20 protein-coding genes and 2 tRNA genes are annotated in these 21,474 nt (G+C 35.9%); 9 read left to right on the top strand and 13 right to left on the bottom strand.

The genetic code is table 11. The features are described 5' to 3' along the window. Positions 1-394: hypothetical protein (locus tag J0M08_01005; protein MBN8701618.1), on the bottom strand; the 394-nt coding region annotated here is incomplete at its 3' end. Positions 395-545: 151 nt separating this feature from the next. Next, positions 546-2,084, bottom strand: coding sequence for a YifB family Mg chelatase-like AAA ATPase (locus tag J0M08_01000; protein ID MBN8701617.1), 1,539 nt, complete (start codon positions 2,082-2,084; stop codon positions 546-548). A gap of 98 nt (positions 2,085-2,182) precedes the next feature. On the opposite strand from J0M08_01000, the gene J0M08_00995 reads away from it, so the two are divergent. Next, positions 2,183-2,548, top strand: a complete 366-nt coding sequence (locus J0M08_00995) for a hypothetical protein (GenBank protein MBN8701616.1) — start codon at positions 2,183-2,185, stop codon at positions 2,546-2,548. Here J0M08_00995 and J0M08_00990 read toward each other — a convergent pair. Beyond that, entirely contained in the window at positions 2,535-2,897 is a 363-nt protein-coding gene (locus tag J0M08_00990) for a hypothetical protein (GenBank protein ID MBN8701615.1), read from the bottom strand. The two genes, J0M08_00995 and J0M08_00990, sit on opposite strands and share 14 nt — an antisense overlap. Positions 2,898-3,012: 115 nt before the next feature. Between J0M08_00990 and J0M08_00985 the strand changes: the two genes are divergently transcribed. The 4 genes from J0M08_00985 to J0M08_00970 all read left to right on the top strand — a co-directional run bounded on the left by J0M08_00985 (position 3,013) and on the right by J0M08_00970 (position 5,864). Beyond that, a complete protein-coding gene (locus J0M08_00985; protein ID MBN8701614.1) occupies positions 3,013-3,834 on the top strand; it encodes a peptidylprolyl isomerase in 822 nt (273 codons plus the stop codon). Positions 3,835-3,898: 64 nt separating this feature from the next. Then, a complete protein-coding gene (gene pheS, locus J0M08_00980; protein MBN8701613.1) occupies positions 3,899-4,924 on the top strand; it encodes a phenylalanine--tRNA ligase subunit alpha in 1,026 nt (341 codons plus the stop codon). A 3-nt stretch (positions 4,925-4,927) separates the two neighbouring features. Continuing rightward, complete coding sequence (locus J0M08_00975; GenBank protein ID MBN8701612.1) at positions 4,928-5,251, top strand: tetratricopeptide repeat protein; 324 nt, start codon at positions 4,928-4,930, stop codon at positions 5,249-5,251. A 94-nt stretch (positions 5,252-5,345) separates the two neighbouring features. Then, positions 5,346-5,864 carry a ferritin gene (locus tag J0M08_00970; GenBank protein MBN8701611.1) on the top strand — a complete coding sequence of 173 codons (519 nt, stop codon included), beginning with the start codon at positions 5,346-5,348 and terminating at the stop codon, positions 5,862-5,864. A 55-nt stretch (positions 5,865-5,919) separates the two neighbouring features. Here J0M08_00970 and J0M08_00965 read toward each other — a convergent pair whose 3' ends face one another. Next, on the bottom strand, positions 5,920-8,868 hold the full coding sequence (locus J0M08_00965; GenBank protein MBN8701610.1) for a hypothetical protein: 2,949 nt from the start codon (positions 8,866-8,868) through the stop codon (positions 5,920-5,922). A gap of 134 nt (positions 8,869-9,002) precedes the next feature. On the opposite strand from J0M08_00965, the gene J0M08_00960 reads away from it, so the two are divergent. The 4 genes from J0M08_00960 to J0M08_00945 all read left to right on the top strand — a co-directional run bounded on the left by J0M08_00960 (position 9,003) and on the right by J0M08_00945 (position 9,939). Continuing rightward, entirely contained in the window at positions 9,003-9,506 is a 504-nt protein-coding gene (locus tag J0M08_00960) for a hypothetical protein (GenBank protein MBN8701609.1), read from the top strand. Next, complete coding sequence (locus tag J0M08_00955; protein MBN8701608.1) at positions 9,496-9,696, top strand: helix-turn-helix transcriptional regulator; 201 nt, start codon at positions 9,496-9,498, stop codon at positions 9,694-9,696. The genes J0M08_00960 and J0M08_00955 overlap by 11 nt, the downstream gene beginning before the upstream one ends. A gap of 50 nt (positions 9,697-9,746) precedes the next feature. After that, positions 9,747-9,820 (top strand) — tRNA-Arg (locus J0M08_00950). Positions 9,821-9,867: 47 nt separating this feature from the next. Then, positions 9,868-9,939: transfer RNA gene (locus J0M08_00945), tRNA-Arg, on the top strand. Positions 9,940-10,039: 100 nt separating this feature from the next. Here the strand turns inward: J0M08_00945 and J0M08_00940 are convergent. The 9 genes from J0M08_00940 to rnr all read right to left on the bottom strand — a co-directional run bounded on the left by J0M08_00940 (position 10,040) and on the right by rnr (position 21,471). Beyond that, complete coding sequence (locus J0M08_00940) at positions 10,040-12,031, bottom strand: thioredoxin family protein (protein ID MBN8701607.1); 1,992 nt, start codon at positions 12,029-12,031, stop codon at positions 10,040-10,042. A 20-nt stretch (positions 12,032-12,051) separates the two neighbouring features. Then, the gene (locus tag J0M08_00935; protein ID MBN8701606.1) at positions 12,052-12,342 is read right to left on the bottom strand and encodes a hypothetical protein; all 291 of its coding nucleotides are present in this window, start codon (positions 12,340-12,342) and stop codon (positions 12,052-12,054) included. 52 nt (positions 12,343-12,394) lie between these two features. After that, a complete protein-coding gene (locus J0M08_00930; GenBank protein ID MBN8701605.1) occupies positions 12,395-12,949 on the bottom strand; it encodes a hypothetical protein in 555 nt (184 codons plus the stop codon). Between the two features lie 18 nt (positions 12,950-12,967). Then, entirely contained in the window at positions 12,968-14,296 is a 1,329-nt protein-coding gene (gene tilS / locus J0M08_00925) for a tRNA lysidine(34) synthetase TilS (GenBank protein MBN8701604.1), read from the bottom strand. Between the two features lie 13 nt (positions 14,297-14,309). Further along, positions 14,310-16,154 carry a SpoIIE family protein phosphatase gene (locus J0M08_00920; protein ID MBN8701603.1) on the bottom strand — a complete coding sequence of 615 codons (1,845 nt, stop codon included), beginning with the start codon at positions 16,152-16,154 and terminating at the stop codon, positions 14,310-14,312. Between the two features lie 46 nt (positions 16,155-16,200). Further along, positions 16,201-17,526 (bottom strand): aminodeoxychorismate synthase component I, encoded by a 1,326-nt coding sequence (gene pabB / locus J0M08_00915; GenBank protein MBN8701602.1) that lies wholly within the window; start codon positions 17,524-17,526, stop codon positions 16,201-16,203. A 52-nt stretch (positions 17,527-17,578) separates the two neighbouring features. After that, positions 17,579-18,532, bottom strand: coding sequence for a methylenetetrahydrofolate reductase [NAD(P)H] (gene metF, locus J0M08_00910; protein ID MBN8701601.1), 954 nt, complete (start codon positions 18,530-18,532; stop codon positions 17,579-17,581). Between the two features lie 90 nt (positions 18,533-18,622). Then, a complete protein-coding gene (locus tag J0M08_00905) occupies positions 18,623-19,051 on the bottom strand; it encodes a DoxX family protein (GenBank protein MBN8701600.1) in 429 nt (142 codons plus the stop codon). Positions 19,052-19,122: 71 nt separating this feature from the next. Further along, positions 19,123-21,471: a ribonuclease R gene (gene rnr, locus J0M08_00900; GenBank protein ID MBN8701599.1), complete on the bottom strand. Its 2,349-nt coding sequence runs from the start codon at positions 21,469-21,471 to the stop codon at positions 19,123-19,125. Positions 21,472-21,474 lie beyond the last annotated feature (3 nt).

The following is a 21,474-nucleotide window of genomic DNA, read 5'->3' as shown; positions in this document are numbered from 1 at the left end:
CTGCAACGCCACCGGTAAAACATCTGAACGACCCTGAATTTACATCGCCAAATATATAAGATGTAGAAGTTGATTGTTGAACATTCGATGTTCTAAAAGAAATTGTCCACGAAGATCCTGTTATATTTGGGGTCCAATTGGTATTAAGATAATCATTACTGCTTGACCCGCCTGTTCCAATAAGCGCCCCCTTGCAAAGCCCGTTACCTCCTTGTGTTAGCGCTCCCATTAGTGTGGCAGTATCTGTAACACTTGTAGCAGCTGTAGCTAAATTAGGAACAGCAGTTCCGCTACCATCAAATTTGTAATACAAAATATCGGGAGTAAGTTGACCAAAGACCTTGCCTAGTCCCGTTACTAATAAAATAAAGAAAAGTAAATTGTTTTTTTTCATATAATTGTTTTAGGGTAGCTAATGTAACATTTAAATTTGTTGATTTATAAAAATATAAGTGCAGAACTGGCTCTTTTAAAACACATATCAAAATAGACGGAACCAGCTTCTTAAAAATATCTTTATTAATTGGCTATATCGACAAACTATCCTACCCCGCCCAACCTTCTCTGTCAAGGCTTCGGTATTGTATGGCTTCGGCTAAATGATTGGGTTTAATATCTATACTGCTGTCTAAATCTGCAACGGTGCGCGCTACTTTTAAAATTCTATCGTAAGCTCTTGCAGATAATTTTAAACGCTCCATCGCAGTTTTTAAAAGCTGATGCCCAGTATCGTCCAGTTTACAAATATCACGAAGTAGCTGAGAACCCATTTGTGCATTGGCATATATACCTGGCTTTTCGGCAAATCTTTTTTGCTGAGTTTCACGTGCTTTTAACACACGCTCTCTTACTAGCTCACTAGCCTCCGCTTTTCTTTCTGCCGACAATTCGTTGTAAGAAACCGGTGTTACCTCGATATGTATGTCTATTCTATCCAACAAAGGACCAGAAACCTTATTCAAATATTTTTGTACAATGCCGGGTGCACAAACACATTCTTTTTCAGGGTGGTTGTAAAAACCGCACGGACATGGGTTCATGGAGGCAATAAGCATAAAGCTTGCAGGATATTCTACAGAAAACTTAGCTCTAGAAATACTCACTACTCTATCTTCTAGCGGTTGGCGCATTACTTCAAGCACTGTACGCTTAAATTCAGGCAACTCGTCTAGAAACAAAACGCCATTATGCGCCAAAGAAATTTCTCCGGGTTGTGGAACATTACCCCCTCCTACCAGCGCCACATCGCTTATAGTATGGTGCGGAGAGCGAAAAGGACGAGTGGTAATCAATCCAATGTTTTTTCCCATTTTACCTGCAACAGAATGTATCTTGGTTGTCTCCAACGATTCATCTACCGTCATGGGAGGTAATATAGTAGGTAATCGCTTTGCAAGCATTGTTTTTCCTGCTCCGGGAGGGCCAATCAAAATTGCATTGTGTCCGCCTGCTGCAGCTATTTCCAATGCTCGTTTTATATTTTCTTGCCCTTTTACTTCCGAAAAATCTACATCAAATACATTTAGTTTAGAATAGAACTCTTCTTCAATGTTTGTGCTGGCATCAATAAGTTGCTCCTCGCCATTAAAAAAATTAATTACCTGCTTTATCGATTCGGCAGCATATACCTGCAATCCATTAACAACTGCGGCTTCTCTGGCATTTGCTTTTGGCAAAATTATTCCCTTAAAGCCTTTTGCCTTTGCTTCTAATGCAATTGGCAATACACCTTTAATTGGCTGAAGCCCGCCATCTAACGATAGTTCACCCATAATCACATAATCGCTTATTGTATCGGCCACTATTTGTTCTGATGCAGCTAGTATTCCCATTGCAATGGTTAAATCGTAAGCAGAGCCTTCCTTTCTTATATCGGCAGGAGCCATATTTACTACAATACTTTTTCCCGGAATTTTATATCCATTGTTTTTTAATGCCGCATCAATACGTTGTTGACTTTCCTTTACAGCACTATCTGCCAATCCAACTAAAAAGAAATTTACACCGGTAGAAATGTTTACCTCTACCGTTACAAGTGTAGCGTTTATACCATATACCGCACAGCCAAATGTTTTTACCAACATAGATGAGTAATTTTCCGCACAAACCTAATTTTTTTATACCGAACAAAAAAGATGTTTGAAAAAATTCCCGCACAACTTTGTATATTTAAAGAAAAAAAATGCTACCCGAAGCCGCACAGATAGAAAAACTTAAAGCAGATTGGAATATATTATTAACCAGACTTAATACTCAATTTGGTGGTAGTTTAGATTTAGATGGAGTGCTTTTTTTGATTGGTGTTCAAGTGTTGGGGATGGGCTACAAAAAGTTTTCGAAAGACCAAAAGCTAAATGTGTTGCACATAGCTATTTGCAAATTATTAGAACCCTATGGCTATTATGAATATGAAGGTTTAGATAAGGATGGGTGGCCACATTGGAGATTAAAAGAGGAGCTTCCCCCACTAAAAGCAGGAGAACAACAATACTTAATCAAAGAAGCAATTGTTAATTTCTTTAAGGAAGAGGAGACTATTGAACCGTAATAGTTTTATCTACAGTTTCTCCGGGTTCTAACTTCACAATAGCAGAGCCTTTTAGAGCGCCTTTTGTTGCATCTGCATTAAATATAGCTTGAAGTTTAAACTCAAAAACCACTAAGCCATCGCTATCTGTTGTTTGCGTTTCTTCAATCTTAGTATTGTTGGAAGGATTGTTAGAGGTGTTTGCCCACAATCTTACAGAAGCGCCATCTACAGGAGCTCCACTGGCATCAACTACATATACATTGGCGGTACAAGTGGTATCCTTTTTTTTGCAGCCAAAGTTTGTAATAGCTATTAAAATCAAACTAGCCAAAAGCAATTTAGTTGAAAGTATAGTTATAGTTTTCATGTTATAATAGTTTTATGGGTTAAGACTATCCTAACAAATATACTTAATTTTTTTATTTAAGTGAAAATGAATATTTTAAGGACATTATACACCATTTATCTCTAAAAAAGCCATTATGTTAGTACGATTCTTCTCTTTAATATGCTTGTTTTTGTCAATTTCAGCCATCGCACAGCAAGAGCTAAAGGTGTTAATTAAAACCACCCAGGGCGACATAAAAATAAAGCTATACAACGAAACACCTAAGCACAGAGATAATTTTCTAAAACTTGTTCGTAGCAATAAATACGACAGTTTACTTTTTCATAGGGTAATTAAAGATTTTATGATTCAGGGTGGAGACCCGGATTCTAAGCGTGCGCCAAGTGGAACAATGCTAGGCAATGGCGGTTTTGGGAGTACCGTGCCTGCCGAATTTAATGCTAAACTTATTCATAAAAAGGGTGCACTTGCAGCTGCTCGTTTGAGCGATGATCAAAATCCGAATAAAGAATCGTCCGATTGCCAATTTTATATTGTACAAGGAAAAACATTTACCGAATCGGATTTAAAAATGTTGGAAGCCCAGAAAAACGCACCGTTAAAGCAACAAATATTTTCCGAATTAATAAACAAGCCGGAATATGCCGATTTTAGAAATAAGTTCATCCAGTTTCAAACAGAAAGCAAATTCGACAGCCTGCAACCATTGATAAAACAGATAGAGCCAGCTATTGATGCCGAATTGCTTAAGCAAGCATATTTTAAATTTAACGAAGAGCAAATCAAAACATATTCCACAGTTGGAGGAACACCTCACTTGGATGGCGGCTATACTGTTTTTGGAGAGGTGGTAGAGGGAATGGACGTGGTAGAAAAAATAGCTGCCGTAGAAGTAGATCAAAATTCCAGGCCATTGCAGGATGTGCGAGTTTTGAAAATGAAAGTTATTAAGTAGTTCATAAATTTGTATCGTATAAATTGCATACACCTTCACATTACCTTAATTTTGTAAGATACCAGTGTTAAAAGAAAAAATAATAAACATACTAAACGAGGTTGATGCGTTTTCGATAGAATCGAAAGAGCAGTTAGAGAATTTTCGTTTGAAATATCTTAGTAAAAAAGGTGTTTTGAATGATCTATTCGAAGACTTTAAAACCACCACTCCCGAACTTAAAAAAGAATTGGGTCAAAAGTTGAACGAGCTAAAAACAGCTGCTCAACAAAAATGGGAAGGAATGAAGGTTAGCATGGATGCTCCTACACAAAAATCATCGGGAGCAATGGATTACACACTTCCAGGAGAACCTGTTTTATTGGGCTCAACACATCCCATTACAAAAATAAAAAACGAGATAATTGATATTTTTTCGCACATAGGCTTTACTGTTAGCGAAGGAAGAGAGATTGAGGACGATTGGCATAATTTTACTGCATTAAACACTCCGGAGTATCATCCGGCAAGAGATATGCAGGATACGTTTTATATCGAAACAGATCCCGCAATTGTATTGAGAACACAAACATCTTCGGTACAAGTGCATTTGATGGAAAACAACAAACCGCCTATTCGTACCATATCTCCAGGCAGGGTGTATCGTAACGAAGCAATATCGGCACGTGCACACTGCCAGTTTCATCAAGTAGAAGGATTGTATATAGATAAAGAAGTTTCGTTGGCAGATTTAAAGCAAACGCTTAATTATTTTGCCGTAGAAATGTTTGGCGCCAATACCAAAATAAGATTGCGCCCATCGTATTTTCCTTTTACAGAGCCTAGTGCAGAGATGGACGTTTCTTGTCCTTTTTGTAAAGGTTCAGGATGCAATATTTGCAAGGGCTCCGGGTGGGTAGAAATCTTGGGGTGTGGAATGGTAGACCCTGCTGTGTTGGATAATTGCAAAATAGATAGTAGTGTTTATTCCGGATTTGCCTTTGGAATGGGCGTAGAGCGGATTACGATGTTAAAATACCAAGTAAAAGATATTCGTTTGTTTTTTGAGAACGATGTAAGATTTTTAAATCAATTTAAATCAATTGTATAAATCATGAGCGAAACAAAACGTGTTACCCTGTTGTTAGAAATGTTAAAAAACGACCCCAATGATGTATTTTTAATTTATGCATTGGCGCTAGAACACGCAAAAGAAGAGCGTTTAGAAGAGGCTATCGGATTATTAGAAAAAGCCCACAGCATTAACGAAAGCTACCTTCCTGCATACTATCAATTAGGTAAATTATACGAACAAACAGGAGAATCGCAAAAGGCAATTCAAATTTATCGTAAAGGCATTTTCATTGCCAACTCGAAAAAAGACATGAAAACCATTGGAGAATTGGAAGAAGCATTGATGATAATTGACGAGCTGTAAGCACAGTATGTATTGGCAATTTGCTGTTGGCAACAGCTTAATATCAAGCAAAATACTAATCAACAGAAAATAGAATATTAAAAAAAATAAAAATATGATATCGAAAAAAATAGAAACCGCATTAAATAAGCAAATTGAGCTGGAAGCATCTTCTTCTCAATATTACTTAGCTATGGCGTCTTGGGCAGAAACAGAAGGCTTTGGAGGCGCAGCACAATTTTTATATACACACTCGGACGAAGAGCGCATGCACATGCTTAAACTACTTAAGTTTGTTAATGAACGAGGTGGCAATGGCGTTGTGCCTGCATTGAGACAGCCTCCTGTTAAATTTAAATCGTTAAAAGCTGTTTTCTCGGAAATTTTAGAACATGAAATAAAAGTGTCTCATGAAATTAATTTATTAGTAGAAACGTGCTTGAAAGAGAAAGATTATACCACTCACAACTTCTTACAATGGTATGTTTCTGAGCAAATAGAAGAAGAAGCGTTAGCCAGAAAAGTAATGGATAAATTAAAATTGATTGGCGATGACAAAGGAGGCTTGTATTTCTTCGATAGAGATTTAGAAACGATGGGAGCCGGAACAGGCAAGGCAGATAAAGAAGCCTAGAAGAATTGTTCTTTTATAAGAAGAAGGGCGGTAAAAAATTACCGCCCTTCTTTCATTAATGGGCATTAATACTCATATCATCCACCCAAAAGGTTTCCTTTTCTATATTCCAAACATAAATCAAAATCTTGTTTGCTTCCTGCGGGTATATCGAAGAAATTTCGCTAGCCCAAAACAATTGATTCCATTCGGTTTCAGAGGAATGAAAATCACTCAAAAATCGTTTCTCCCACTTTAAAATATGCTCTCCATTTTGAACCGAAATAGCCACCAGTGCTCGATTGGTGTTAGGCCCTTTGTATTTCAAAGCTATTGTCAAAAATTTTTTCTTCGAAACAGTTTCTAGTTGCTTCCCTTCTATTGTATAACAAATACCCCATTCCCTTGTCGGAATATACGAGTACGAATGTTGTTTAGTGAAGTATACATTTGTGTCAAGCGCCAATGAATCTATACTCCAATTAGACTGACCGCTTTCAAAATCTGCATAGGCAAGAAATTCGCTTTTAATTTTTTTTCTTACCAATAAAACCAACTCTCCATTTTCAATTTTGTGCGACTGTAGCAACATAAAGTTTTCTTGCAGATATAAATTCAGATTTGCCGCTCTTGCCGTATTGTGTTGAACATAAAGACACGTATCACTATTATTCTTTGCAAGAAACTGCGCAAATTTATTTATATCACAACTATTTGTATAGCGCACATCATAACTATTTCTTAGTTGCAACTGTAACTGATTATTTTTATCGGTATTGAGCAGAATTGGGTATGATTTACTTTTCTCTTTTATAAATGAAGTAAGCTCTTGGGGTGTTAGACTTGTAGTTTTATGTGTGTAGTAAACAATCATAAATATGGCGATTGTGGAGCAAATGAATGAAAGTAAAATGTAGTGTTTGTATTTACTCTCTTTCAAAACAAGCCAAATCAAACAAAGTAAAACAGTTAAAAACACACCATAACTAATTGCAAGAGCTGAAATAAAAATAGTGTTATTGAATGTGTAGGTAATACTATGTTTCCCGGAAGGCACAACCGTAGATATAAATAAAATATTTCCCGAAAAGTGATTGACAGGTTTTCCATCTATTGTTACCTCCCACCCCGGAAAATTGCTTTGTAATAGGTTTAACAACTGCGTATTCTTTGTACTAACCTCTACCTGTATTTGATTTGGTAAGAAGGATAGAACATTTATATAATCTGCAGAATCGGTTCTTAAGGCGCTATTTTTGTAGTGTGCATACACAGAATCCGGAACAAATATTGTAGATGTCTGAATGAGTGTGCTTGTGTCACTTGATAATTGGCTTATTGGGAGCAGGTTTGATGAGAAATAGATAAACGGATTTTGTAAAACAGCTCGTCTAAGATTCGGATTCTCGTAATAAAACTTATCGTAATTTGCTAGCCAAAACGAGCTGTATCCATCATAAGAAATTTCTTTTTTAAACAAATTACAATTTCTACCAATCCCGTTCATAGACGCTTTGGCATCGGAATTTTTTATAATAGGTGTGGCTGATGGAGTTGAAAATGCTTCTGAGTTCTCGCCAATAGTTGAATGAATTTCTTTGGGTGTTGTTTCCGAGAATACGGTATAAGGTGAGTTTAATTGGGTTGCAATAAGTAAATCAACAACGCAAACAATAGTAAGCAATGTCGGCTTCCGCTTTGCTATAAGAACTATCGAAACTAGAAGTATAGAAAGCTGGACGAGCGATTGCTTTATAATATTCCCCTTAAACACCAGCAGTTCCGAATTATGAATAAAACAGGAATAGACAAGAAAGCCGACCAAAACACTTGCCACTAGTGCAACTTGTGAAATCATTTTTTTTCCAGCAATTCCATTTTCAAAAAAAAGCTTGATGCTTTTTCCCGCAAGAAGCAAGAAAATAATAATTGTAAACAGCCTAAAAATACCCGTAAACCGAAATGTATTAAACATCGGAATGTAGTAAAGCCAAGTTCTTACAGGAGTATAGTTACCAAAAGCAGCTAAAAGAGAAAGCAAGCCAAATACAAGCAATATAATTTCTGTTTTTGTTTTCGGCAGAAACAGTATTGAATACAAAGTAAACACAAGAGTTATAATTCCCATGTACCCGTTGGTTAAAGAAAGGTCGGTGTTAAAAAAATGTAAATTCTCTACCGTTGCATTTGGTAGAATAAAAGACAACATACTTTGTGGAGTAAAAGGCAACTCGTTTACAAAATCTACTGTACCACCAAACAACCTGTTCGTTTGCCCATGCAGCTGAAATACAATTACAAATAAACATAGACTTTCTAGAATAATTATTGCAAATAGAAGTCCATGCGCTTTTAGCAATTCAACAAGAAATAGTTTGTTCTTTCGTTCGCACCACCATTTGCTTATGAATAAGATTAAAAGTAAGTAGGCTAAAATTATTGTTAACGCTTGGTAGCCCCCACTTATTAATAGGAATAAAAAAACGGATAGCTTGAGTGTAGTTTTTAGATTGGGGGATTCGAGCAAATGAATATAATAGTACAACACAAAAGGCAAAAATGCCCCTCCAATAATAAGCGTGAGTGATTGAGCATGTCCAATAAAATAGCCTGACAGCATGTAGGAACAAGCAATTATAAAAGAAGCAGGCCTATGCCCGACAAAACAATTGCTCAATTTAAACATACCTACACCTGCTAGCCAAACATAGCCAACTAATAGTAGTTGCATGATGTAGTTGTTATAGCCAAATAAAAATCCAATTACCAATTGCTCTAAATACCACCATGGATATTGCAAATCAGCAAACATTGGATAACCCAGTTGCTGATAAGGATTCCATAATGGAAATGTATTCGCCTGCAAACATTCGCCAACATAAAATCGCCAAGGAAATACCACTTCAATAAAATCCCATTTTACGCTATTTTGAAAAAATGCGACTTGCCATAGAGCTCCCATTGCTATTATTACTAATAATAGGTAGTAAAGAATGTTGGTATATTTCAATTCCTGTTTAAACAATGGAGTGGTTTGTATATGCTAAAATTAAGATTAATTAACTCTTAAAAAATGTTAATTTTGCTTGTCTAATTATATTTTATACTTGACATTATGTAAAACATACTTTACTTTTGATTTTATAAAAACATAAGATTATGAAATCGATTCCTTTGTTACCCTATAGAATCAAACCAGTGGGATACTCTTTATTGTTTGTTGGTCTTTTATTTTTGCTTTTACTAAAATTGGAAATATTCCCTGAAAAATTTTTTAATGTAACTGTTTTTCAAGTTTACGGAGATGGTGAGGTTCTGTATATTGGAGAAAAAGCACATTTAAAAGAGACCCATTGGTTTACTTTGATTAGAGATGATTTTGCATATGAAATTTTAATATCATTACTAATTATTGGATTTTTTTTTGTTGCCTTTTCGAAAGAGAAGATAGAGGATGAATTTATTATGAGATTGCGATTAAATTCCTTGTTGACTGCCGCCTTTATGCATACGATATTAATTTTTTTATCTAATCTGTTTATTTATGGGTTCTCGTTTTATTGGGCACTGACAGTAAATATGTTTTTATTGCTTCTTGTTTTTGTAATTCACTTCCGAGTTTCCATATTTATACAAAACAAAAAAATGGCACATGAAGAATAATCTAAGAATAGAGCGTGCTATTAAGGACATTACACAAGAAGAACTCGCTAAATTGGTGGGAGTAAGCAGACAAACTATCAATGCCATAGAGTCGAATAAGTATGTACCTTCCACAGTATTATCGCTAAAAATCGCAAGAGTATTTAAAAAGCCCTTAGAAGACATTTTTACACTCGAAAAATCAGATTAGTAAATTGGTTTCAAAATATCAGCAAAAACAATACATTTGTGAACTTAATTGGTTCCGTAGTTCAACTGGATAGAATATCAGATTTCGGCTCTGAGGGTTGGGGGTTCGAATCCCTCCGGGATCACAAAGAATGCACTGTTTTTACAACTATACATGGTTGAAATTATATCTGGTCCCGTAGTTCAACGGATAGAATAGAAGTTTCCTAAACTTTTGATACAAGTTCGATTCTTGTCGGGACTACAAGCAAAGCTTGGTTTTTTATGAGAATCTGCTTTGCTTTTTTATTTTCTTAGTTCCAAATGGGTTCGACACCTGATTTATAAAGGTTAGTCAATAAAAGTTATTTTTTAAACGCCTTAATTCCGGCATCTAAAAACTGCTCGAATTCAGGTATGTTAGGATTATAGCCTTGTGCAGGGATTAATTCTTGTTCTTCATGATTCAGAATTACATACCAAGGTTGGGAGTTCGTTTTAAATCGCTCTGTTTGAAAGTCGCTCCACTTATTACCAATTGTTTTAATTTTTTTACCTGTAGTAGTTGATATGTACTGTTCTGCCTCAGGCAAAGGTGTTTTATCATCTACATAAAGTGATACCAATACATACTCATTCTGAAGTCTATTCATTACCGCTGGGTCTATCCACACATTCTCTTCCATTTTACGGCAGTTTACACAAGCCCACCCTGTAAAATCGACTAGTAGCGGTTTATTAACCTGTTTTGCGTAATCAAGCGCCTGCGAGTAATCGTGAAAACAATTTAATCCATGCGGGCATTGAATGTGTTTTTGTCCACTAGATGTATTGGCGTGTGTACTGGGACCTGTTGACACGGCTGGTGCATGCGAATTCGTCCCCCAACCCTCGCTATGAAAGGACGGTGGCGGGAATCCGCTGATTAGCTTTAAAGGCGCACCCCATAATCCCGGCACTAAATACACCACAAAAGAAAAAGCAAGTACGGCAAATAAAAACTTAGGAATGGAAACGTATTTAGTGTCAAGCGAATCGTGGGAAAATCTAATTTTTCCCAATAAATAAAATCCTAAAAGCGTAAAAATGACAATCCACAGGGAAAGGAACAGCTCTCGTTTCAAAAACCCTATAGGTCCGTTTATATGAAAATTCAAAAAGTCGATGTGCAACCCTGCTAAATCAACAATAGAAAGGAACTTTAACGCAAATGCTATTTCCAGTAATCCCAACACAACTTTTACATTATTCAACCAACCGCCCGATTTTGGCAGTGAATTTAACCATTGCGGAAACGCTGCAAACAAGCCAAATGGCAATGCCAATGCAACAGAAAAGCCAAGCATTCCGGTTAGCGGTCCCATGTAGTTTCCTCCAACAGAAGCTTCTACTAATAAGCTGCCAATTATAGGACCTGTACAAGAAAAGGAAACTAAAGAAAGTGTAAATGCCATGAAGAATATTCCAATTAATCCGCCCTTTTCAGAGGCTTTGTCAGCTTTGTTTACCCAACTGCTGGGCAATGTAATTTCGAATGCACCTAAGAATGAAATACCAAAAACTACGAATATGATAAAGAAAAGCAGATTCATCCACTCGTTGCTAGACAAGGCGTTTAGGGCATCTGGGCCCAGAGAAACTGTAACTAAAAATCCAATAGCGATGTAAATTATAATAATGGAAAAGCTATAAATAAGGGCATTTTTAAGTCCGGAGCGTCCGTTTCCTTGTTTGGTAAAAAAGCTTACCGTAAGCGGAATCATTGGAAATACACAGGGTGTAAGCAGTGCGGCTAATCCTCCCAAAAAACCCAAAATAAATATGAGTGTGTTCGATTTTGTTGTTCCGGTAGATGTTATTTCGGAACTACCGTTTTTTTTTTCGCCCGCTGAAACGGGTATTGCGAATTCAACAATTTCGGGCGGAAGGCAACTATTGTCGCTACACACCATAAATTCCAGACTGCCTTTAATTACTACACTATCACTCGATTTTAGCTGAACGTTCTGAGTGAATGTTGCATGATCTTCAAAAAAATTGAGTTCCGCATTGTCAAATACCGGCTCTTTGCGTGTAATCGGAATTCCCTGAACAACAGAGTCAACCAAAACGTAAGAAGGACTTACCGAAAATGTAAACGAAGTTGGAATAACATCCGGGCTACCCGGGTTAATAGCATACATGTGCCACCCTTTTTCAATAGTGGCTTCTAACCTAACTTCAACAATGTTTGTAGATGTATTTTGGGCACTAAAACTCCACTTAACAGGTTTCTGAATTTGAGAAAACCCTAAAGTAACAAATAGAGCAAAAAATAAGGTGCTGTAAAAAAAGCGAACCAATGTACCGTGTTGCATATATGGAATTTACGAATTTTTTAGATAATTCGTACTTCCTTTACACGATGAATTGGTATGAGCAGCCCTTGTTTAAGAATAACCCTTTTGTCGGTTATACCCCAAACGGTAGTTTCTACCTGCTTATCGCCTTCGTTATCGGCAAATATTAATTTTATTTTAATATGGTCTAAATTTCCAAGCGTTAACGCTCTTTCCAAATCCTTTAAACGTTGGTCTTTAGCTTCTTTCGAATCTAAAACTTCTTGAGATGGGAAATGCAATGTTGCTAATTGCTCTTTTTCTATAGATGCTACTCTAACTGTGTTCATAACTCTCGTATTTAAAGGGTTTAACAATATCTATCAGAAATAAACGACAGATTTAAGTTGTTGTACGGGAGTTTTTCAATAAGGTTTCAGTAATAAATAAAAAAGTTTCCGGTTTTTGAGTTCCAATTTTATACTTTAAGCCTTCATTGTCTATTAGCTCTATAGCATCGTTTCCGGATGTATAGAATTTAATAACTCCCTTGTTGTGCATATTATAAACAGGCCTGTTTAAATTATACTTACTATATCTAACGCGCTTTGCAGTAGAAATATTGTTTAAAGTAATTTTTACTTTTCTAGAAGTCCAAAAACCCTCTAATAATATATAGTTTGGGGTTATTACAGTTCGAATGTGTGGTACAAAAGCCAACACCACGGATAGTACAATAATAAAAACTCCCAAAACAAAAAAGAGCTCTCCCGAATTTGGTATTTCCTCGATAGGATAAGAAACAATTTCAATGCCGGAAATTACCTCTACCGGTTTTGGGTTTTCCGACCAATAGTACGCTACAAAGCAAAACAGCGCCAACAACAATCTCCGAGCTAATGTTGATTTGTTCAACCCTAAATACTGCCTTTCTTCAAACAAATTTTTTTCTTGCATAGTGCTAAATTATATCAATTAAGCCATTTGGCAATACATAACAGTTTTTGTTTGGGAAGTTATTTTGTATCGGTTGTCTAATCGATGCCCTATAATCCAGATAATATCATTGTTTCCGTTCACCAATACAAAAATTCTTTGTTTCTCAAGAACAGAGATTTTAGCATCAATAAAAAAATCGCTCAACAATTTTCTTCCCTCCATTCCTAATGGATAAAAAAAATCTCCCGGTTGCCAGCTTCTTACTTTTAGCGGAAAAACAAGTTTATCCTTGTCTAATTGCGCTATGGTATTGACTTTGCTAATTATAAAATCTGTAGCCTTTTTTGCTTTATGCAAAGTCAATTTAATTGGTTCTGTTACGGTAGTTGTATTTTCTGCAATGCCTATTTCCGAAAACGACAGACGCCCCTTCTCCTCTATCACCAAGACATTCCTGTCTTTTACTACCACAAAATTAGTTGAGTAAAAACGTTTGCCGGATTCGTTTGACTTCAGGGCAATCAAAATATCGTTTATTGTGGATGCATTAAATTCAAACTCTTTGAGTATTTCATACAACAAGACTGAAATATGTTTTTCTTTTTGCAACTCAACAATATCAATTGCATATCCCGAATCCTTTTTCTTAAGTAAAATTTCTTTTTTTTGAGTTATGCCGTCTAAGTAATATTGTTCTATACTTCCCAGTAAACGAGCGCTTTCAGATATTGTATGTTCTAAACTGGGATTAATTTCTTTTAGTATTGGAATAACATGATGTCTTATTTTGTTTCGAATGTAATAGTCGGAATGATTACTACTATCTGTTCGGTAGTTAATTTGAGCTGTGTGGGCGTATGCTTCTATTTCTTCTCGTGTTGTAAAAAGTAATGGTCGGAAAATATTATTCGCTACCGGTAGAATGCCATGCAAACCCGCAATCCCGGCACCTCTTGTTATATTGATAAGTATTGTTTCTACCACATCATTTTGATGATGGGCAGTACATATAAAATCAAAATCATTTTCTTGTCTGATTTTTTCAAACCACTGATAGCGCAGTTCTCTGGCTGCCATTTGGGTTGAAATTCCCTCTTTTGCAGCAAATTCAGTAGTATTAAAGCTCGTAGAAAAAAAAGGAGTGCCATATTGCTTTGCTAGTTGCTTTACAAATACTTCATCCCCATCAGACTCATTACCTCTAAGTGTAAAATTACAATGTGCAATACCAAACTTTAACTCTAGTTTATGAAACAAGTCGCACATAACAACAGAATCAATCCCTCCGCTCACAGCCAATAAAAATGTTTTACCGCTAAAACCGGGTATGTATTGTTCTATATGGCTTTTTAATTCATGCAGCATTCAACAAATGTAATTAGAAAACAACATCCAAATCAATCCCTACAACTAACACATCATCTGTTTGCTCTGTATTTCCCTTCCAATCAATAAATTCTTTTTGCAATTTATGTTTTTGCTCTTGCATTGGAAAGTTTGATACTACTTGCAATAAAGTATTCAAAGGCTTGTATTTGTATTTCTTTGCTTTAGGTCCACCAAACTGGTCGGCAAATCCATCAGTGTATAAATAAAGCTTGTCGTTTTTCAAGTAATCAATAGTGAATAGCGAAAACGGCTTATCTTCAATTCCTTCTCCCACGGGCATCTTATCTTTTGGCAGTTCTAAAATTTCTTTGTTTCTTATAATAATTGGTGCATTATTAGCTGCAGCATATGTTATGGATTTTGTAGTGAAATCAAAGGCTATAAGTATCCCATCAAATCCATCTTTTTGGCCTTCGGCTGAAATACTCTTTATAAGCTGCTTTCGGGCATGATCAAATATTTCGCTAGGTTTTGTTAGATTACGTTCGTTAATGGCTTCGTTCAAAAAGGAAATGTTCAATAGGCTCATAAATGCCCCGGGAACGCCATGCCCGGTGCTATCGCACACCGCTAAATAAAAAGTATTGTTTTTATAAGTAGCCCAATAAAAATCGCCACTAACAATATCTTTGGGGTTAAATAAAACAAAATGCAGTGGTATATAGTTATTCAAGAATTTATCGTGGGCTAACAATGCGTATTGTATACGTTTGGCGTAATTAATACTTGCAGCAATCTCTTCGTTTCTTTTTCGCTCCCATTCTGCTTTTGCTTCAAGAGTTTCGGTTGCGTATTTAACCTCTAATTGTCGTAGGGAGCTATCAGAAAATCTAATCGATTCTGCTTTTAAGCGTTCGTTGTGCTTCTCTAAAAAAAATAAAGCGCGGAGTGTATCATTACTGTTTTTGTTTGCAACATAGGAGAGCCAATATAGTTTTTCTTTCGAAGCGCCTACCCCTATTTCATTATCTATTTTATTGGCTTTTGTCAAATACTCTAACGCTGAGGTAAATTTATTTTGGAGAATATAAATCTCGCCCAATAAAATAAAAGCTAGAGCCGAAATTTTAGTCTCGCCAATTTCTGTCGCTTTAGCTAGGGCATCCTTAATTATTTTTTGTGCTGAGTTGAAATCAGCAGATGCTATTTTTATTTCAGCAATTTTTAGTAAAATATAGATAATTTGTTTTTCATTTTTTAATTGTCTAAACACCTCAATACATTCTAGATACTGTTTTTCGGCTATAATTAAATTATTTGAAGAATGATTTGTGGTTGCAATATAATAGTTTACGTAAGCAGCGCTTTTTTTTTCTCCAATTTCTTTGTACAGGGAGGCTGCCTCTCCAAATAAACGCGCTGCCTCTTTATAGTCCTGCAAATCTATCTTAAATAAGGCGCTATAGCTTACTGTTTCAGCTAATAGAAGTTTGTCATCATACTTAGCTGCTATTTTCTTTATGATACTTAAGAGCTCGAGCGTATTCAGGAAACTCGATTGCATAAAATAGATACGCATCATAGCAAGCAACACCCACCCTTTACAGCTAGAATCAGCTAGTGAATGTATATATGCTACTAAACTCTTGAATTCATAGCTTTCAATGTTTTGGTAAATGTTGTATTGCTTATTATTTGAGAGCAGGACTTTAACCCAAATCTCACCTTCTTTAAATTGAAGCTCCTGAGCTAATCCTAAATATTTTTCAGCCAATTCCGTCTCATTGGTAATATTGGGGTTGTTGATTTGAATATATTTCAGCGAAGCAACTAAACGGTCTTTTTCATCAGTTATTGACTCTACGTGCTTTGCTATTTTCTCTTCTAAGTTCATTTAGGATGCTAAATATAACACTTGTTTAGATAAAATAGGTAAGTCTTTATCTCAATGCTTTCGCCAATGCCTCTGCCTTTAATAGGCACTCTTCGTATTCCATTTCTGCCTCACAATTTGCAGTGATAGCGCTTCCTGTCATAAAGGACACATACTCTTTTTCTTCGTTGTAAAGAATACTTCTTATTACTACATTAAAATCAAAGTCGCCATTCGGCTTAATATAGCCTATGCTACCGGAATATAAACCCCGTTTTGTTTTTTCGTATTGCTCTATAAGCTGCATGGCTCTTATCTTTGGAGCGCCTGTCATGGAGCCCATAGGGAATAAGGCTTCTAGAATGTCTATAAATTGCAGGTCGGGTTTTACTTCTGCGCTAATAGTGGAAATTAACTGATGTACCGATTTAAATGTATATACCCCGAAAAGCTCTTCTACTTGGACGCTCGAGCGGGTAGCTATTCGTGATAAGTCATTGCGAACCAAATCAACAATCATTACATTTTCGCTGCGCTCTTTCTTGTTTTCAAACAATTGCTTTTTTGCTAATTCATCTTCTTCTTTGTTTTCAAAGCGTTTAGCCGTTCCCTTTATTGGCTGAGAACTAATTTTGCTCCCTTCTTTTTTTATAAATCGTTCGGGACTGCCACACAAAGCATAGTTGGAGCCGTTTTTATAAAATGCAGAAAAGGGAGCCATGGTTAGCGTATTTAATTTTTCATAAACTGTAATAGGATTTATGGTTACGTTTTGAGCAAAAAACTCCATACAATAATTTACTTCATAAATATCTCCTAACTGAATATGTTGTTTTAGCTTGTTTACAGCGGCAAGATACTCTTGTTTTGAATTGCGGGTTTCCAGGTTGATTGTTTCGAGTTTCGCATTTTGCGAATCGGGGTGCGCAATTTGGGTATTTGTAAGTTTAGCAATAAGCGTATCTATTTCTTCTTTTGAATCATTGGCCCCTTGTGAATGGATAGTACAATTATTCTCATTTATTTCTACTACATATTTAGGAACAAAAAAATGAATCAGCGGGAATTCCAATCCATCGTAGTTCTCGGATTCTAATTTCTCTATTTCGTTTTTTATATCGTACGAAATGCAGCCGAACAGCCACTTACCCTTATGCTTTTGGGTAAATACATCCAGTTCGTACATACAGTTTTTATTTACTCCAATAAAATCTATTTCTCCCAACCCAAGCAGATAAGAGGATTTTGCTTTATTTAATTGTTTGTTCCAATCACCTTGTTCTTGCTGATGATTGCAATTGCTATTTAGAAGACAGTAGGAAGAATAGCTAGAATTTAAAGCTAGAAGATTGCCAAGTAAATTAGAATTAGAATTAATTGAAATATGGTACACTGTAATACACGTTTATTTTTTACTTAGCCTGCAACTTACAGTGGGACTACTATCAAAACACCTTTTCTGCCACACGCTTTGTGGTATCAGATGTTCCCATTGTATAAAAGTGTAAGCAAGGAACTCCAAATTTAACAAGCTCTTTGCACTGATTAATTGACCATTCAATGCCGACTTGTTTCACCTGTTCATCTGTTTTACACTTCTCTATCTCTTCTAAAAATTCCTGTGGAATGTCAATATGAAAAGTTTTAGCAAGCATAGAAGCTTGTTTCTTGGTGCTCAATATTTTTAAACCTGGAATAATTGGAGCGTCTATCCCTGCGGCCTTGCATGCATTCACAAACTCAAAAAACTTTTTATTATCAAAAAACATCTGAGTAACAACATACTCGGCACCAGCCTTAATCTTTGCTTGCAAATGTTTTAAATCAAAAGTCAAATTTGGCGCTTCAAAATGTTTTTCGGGATATCCCGCTACGCCTATACAAAATTTGGTGGGTGTAGGATTGATAATATCTTCAAACAAGTAGTTGCCTTTATTGAGCTGAACAATTTGCTTAACTAAATCTAACGCATAAGCATGTCCATTAGGTTCAGGAACAAAAGTGGGTTCTGTTTTAATAGAATCACCTCGCAATGCCAATACATTATCAATCCCCAGAAAATTCAAATCAATCAAAGCATTCTCTGTTTCTTCTTTTGTAAAACCACCACAAATGATATGAGGTACAGCATCAATTTTATATTTGTTCATCAATGCAGCGCAAATAGCAACAGTTCCTGGACGCTTGCGAGTGGCTATTTTTTCCAAATATCCACCTTCGCGCTTTTTATAAATAAATTCTTCTCTGTGATAGGTAACATCAATGAATGCAGGCTTAAATTCAATTAGTGGATCTATTCCTTCGTATATAGAATGAATTCCCTTCCCCTTTAACGGTGGTAAAATTTCTATAGAGAACAAGGTCTTTTTAGCTGATTTTATGTGTTCTGTAACTTTCATTTTCTCCAATTATTCCCGTAAAAGTAAATAAAAAAGCATTGAAAAGCTGCGTGCAAGCGCAAATAGATAAAATCAATGCACAGCCGAAAACTAAAATCTAAATAGGTTGTCGATGGAGAGTAAGTCCCAGTTGGCGGGTAGGTATAATAGAATGGATAAGATAATTAACCTTGGGAATAACAACTGCATATCCCACATAGGTTTAATCATGCTAAATGCGGCTGTTACCAGTATCAAATCAATTCCTAATAAATAGAGTGCCCAGCTTTTAAAAAAACCAACAATTAATAAAATACCGCCAATCAACTCTATATAGGAGGTGTAGTAGGCTGATAGTGCCAATACCCAATTTGGCATTCTTATCGTACCGAGTTCGTATTTGTAAAAATCAACTACGCCACTGATTTTTATTTTAAAAATTTTGTCGTACCCCTGAAAGAAAAAAAGTATCCCCAATATTACGCGCAATACAAATACCAGAACACTTTCGTTAGTTATTAAACTGCTTATACTATTCATTTCAAACTGTATTAAAAAATTTAAATATACTAGAACACTCTATTCAAAAATAAAAAATGGCTACCGTAAATTTATATTTCAAAACCGTATTCATCATTGAAATGTGTGTTGTCGGTCTTTTTTTTATCTTTCGGTTTGTACTGTTTTATTCTTTGGGCAGATTCTTTTGTTTTAGGCGCCTTAAAGCTATCGTCTGTTGATGTAGCAATTATTTTTTCAATAAATAAAAAATCAATTTGCTTTTTTATGAGGTCGGCACGTTTTATCTCTACCATTATCTTGTCTCCTAAGCGCAATGTTTTCCCGGTTTTTTTGCCAACGGCTCTAAAGTTGTCTTCGTCAAAATAATAATAATCGCCTTCAATATCTTTCAACCGAATCATTCCTTCGCAGTGATTTTCAATAATCTCTACATAAATTCCCCACTCTGACACTCCGGAGATCATACCTTCAAACTGCTCGCCAATCTTATCTTTTAGGAACTCTACTTGCTTATACTTGATGGAAGCTCGTTCTGCATCGGCAGCAATTTTTTCCATTTCGGAAGAGTGCTTACACTTAGATTCTAGCTCATTTTCATCAATATTTTTTTTCTCGCCTCGTAAATATATATCTAGCAATCGGTGCGCTAAAACATCCGGATATCTTCTGATAGGAGATGTAAAGTGCGAATAGTGCTCAAACCCAAGGCCGTAATGCCCAATATTATTTATGGAATAAACAGCCTTTGCCATAGTGCGAATAGCAAGCAATTCAATGGCATTTGCCTCCGGTTTTTTTTCAACTTCCTTAAGCAAGCTATTCATCGACTGTGCAGCTACACTATCATTTGTAATATTCAGTTTGAACCCCATTTTACTTACAAACTCAGAAAAAGCTTTCAATTTTGTTTCGTTCGGCTTGTCATGAATCCTATAAACAAAAGGTTTGGGTTTTTGACTTTCATGTTTTCCTTTCGCATCAAATTTAGGTTTGCCTACAAACTCGGCCACCTTTCGGTTTGCGAGTAACATGAAATCTTCAATCAATTTATTAGAATCTTTCATTTGTTTGTAGTACACTCCGGTTGGTTTTCCCGACTCATCCAATTGAAATTTAATTTCTTGCTTTTCGAATGTTATACTTCCTTTTCTAATTCGCTCTTCCCGCAATTTTTTTGCTATAGAATCTAAAATATATAATTCTTCTTCGTATTTATTTTCCAGTCCGCTTAACAAAGGCTTCTTTTCTTTTACCTTGTTAAATGCACTTTCCAGCACTTCTTGTGCATCTTCGTAACTAAAGCGCTTGTCGGAATGTATCACTGTTCGCCCAAACCATTGTTCCAAAATTTTCGCATTGTTGTCAATCACAAAAACTGCCGAAAAGCACAACTTATCTTCGTTTGGTCGCAAGGAGCATAAAAAGTTAGACAGCGCTTCGGGCAACATTGGCACGGTTCTATCCACTAAATAAACAGAGGTAGCTCTACTTTCTGCTTCTTTGTCTAAAATGGTTCCTTCTTGCAAATAGTGCGAAACATCTGCAATGTGAACACCTATTTCATAAGTATTGTCGGTAAGTTTTTTAAAAGACAAGGCATCGTCAAAATCCTTGGCATCAAAGGGATCTATGGTAAATGTATCAATGTTTCTAAAATCTCTCCTTTTGGCTATTTCCGATTCCGAAATTTCTTTTGGGATAGAATCTGCAAATTTTTCTACCACCTCTTCAAAGCTATATGGCAAGCCAAACTCCTCTAATATGGCATGCATTTCGGTATCGTTTTCTCCTGCAAATCCCAAAATGCGAACAACCTCTCCAATTGGATTCTTGCCACTTGTAGGCCATTCGATTATTTTTACTACTGCTTTTTGTTTGTCTTCTGCAATACCAAGCTTGTCTGGTGGAATAAAAATATCTGTATTAATTCGCACATTATCCGGAACCAAAAAGGCAAATGTTTTCGATTTTTGAATGGTTCCTACAAATTCCGTACGCGCTCTTTTAATAACCTCTTCAACCACACCTTCGGCTTTTCCTCTGTGGTTATCCACAATTCTGATGCGAACCAAGTCTTGGTGCATAGCGGAATTTAAGTTGTTTGCAGAAACAAATATATCTGCACCTTCATCTTCCGGAATTACAAATGCCGATCCGGACATGGTCATATCAACCTTTCCGGAGATTAGTTTTTCGTCTTTAAAAATTTTGTACTTACCTCTTTGTGTTTCAACAACCACTTTTTTCTCTACAAAATCTTCTAACAGTGTATTGATAAGTAATTTATCCGCCTGATTCTCTATATGTAAAAGGGCTGCAATTTGCTTATAGTTGAACGATTGTGTGGGCTTAGATTTAAGTATTCTTAAAATTTCTTGAAAAAGATACGACTTCGTACTTCTTTTCTCTTTCTTTGCTTTGAATTTTCTTTTCGACATGAT

Source organism: Bacteroidota bacterium, from assembly GCA_017303975.1.
Classification (GTDB): Bacteria; Bacteroidota; Bacteroidia; order JAFLBG01; family JAFLBG01; genus JAFLBG01.
The sequence above is the reverse complement of the archived record's forward strand: the minus strand, read 5'-3'. Positions and strand labels throughout refer to the sequence as shown.

Bases quoted from the DNA above. Each gene is read 5' to 3' on its own strand.
- metF (MBN8701601.1), bottom strand. From the start codon at position 18,532: ATGAAAGTTACAGAACACATAAAATCAGCTAAAAAGACCTTGTTCTCT.
- J0M08_00960 (MBN8701609.1), top strand. From the start codon at position 9,003: ATGAAATCGATTCCTTTGTTACCCTATAGAATCAAACCAGTGGGATAC.
- J0M08_00985 (MBN8701614.1), top strand. From the start codon at position 3,013: ATGTTAGTACGATTCTTCTCTTTAATATGCTTGTTTTTGTCAATTTCA.
- rnr (MBN8701599.1), bottom strand. From the start codon at position 21,471: ATGTCGAAAAGAAAATTCAAAGCAAAGAAAGAGAAAAGAAGTACGAAG.
- J0M08_00975 (MBN8701612.1), top strand. From the start codon at position 4,928: ATGAGCGAAACAAAACGTGTTACCCTGTTGTTAGAAATGTTAAAAAAC.
- J0M08_00905 (MBN8701600.1), bottom strand. From the start codon at position 19,051: ATGAATAGTATAAGCAGTTTAATAACTAACGAAAGTGTTCTGGTATTT.
- tilS (MBN8701604.1), bottom strand. From the start codon at position 14,296: ATGCTGCATGAATTAAAAAGCCATATAGAACAATACATACCCGGTTTT.
- J0M08_00940 (MBN8701607.1), bottom strand. From the start codon at position 12,031: ATGCAACACGGTACATTGGTTCGCTTTTTTTACAGCACCTTATTTTTT.
- J0M08_00935 (MBN8701606.1), bottom strand. From the start codon at position 12,342: ATGAACACAGTTAGAGTAGCATCTATAGAAAAAGAGCAATTAGCAACA.
- J0M08_01000 (MBN8701617.1), bottom strand. From the start codon at position 2,084: ATGTTGGTAAAAACATTTGGCTGTGCGGTATATGGTATAAACGCTACA.
- J0M08_00970 (MBN8701611.1), top strand. From the start codon at position 5,346: ATGATATCGAAAAAAATAGAAACCGCATTAAATAAGCAAATTGAGCTG.
- J0M08_00995 (MBN8701616.1), top strand. From the start codon at position 2,183: ATGCTACCCGAAGCCGCACAGATAGAAAAACTTAAAGCAGATTGGAAT.
- J0M08_00955 (MBN8701608.1), top strand. From the start codon at position 9,496: ATGAAGAATAATCTAAGAATAGAGCGTGCTATTAAGGACATTACACAA.
- J0M08_00920 (MBN8701603.1), bottom strand. From the start codon at position 16,154: ATGAACTTAGAAGAGAAAATAGCAAAGCACGTAGAGTCAATAACTGAT.
- J0M08_00990 (MBN8701615.1), bottom strand. From the start codon at position 2,897: ATGAAAACTATAACTATACTTTCAACTAAATTGCTTTTGGCTAGTTTG.
- J0M08_00930 (MBN8701605.1), bottom strand. From the start codon at position 12,949: ATGCAAGAAAAAAATTTGTTTGAAGAAAGGCAGTATTTAGGGTTGAAC.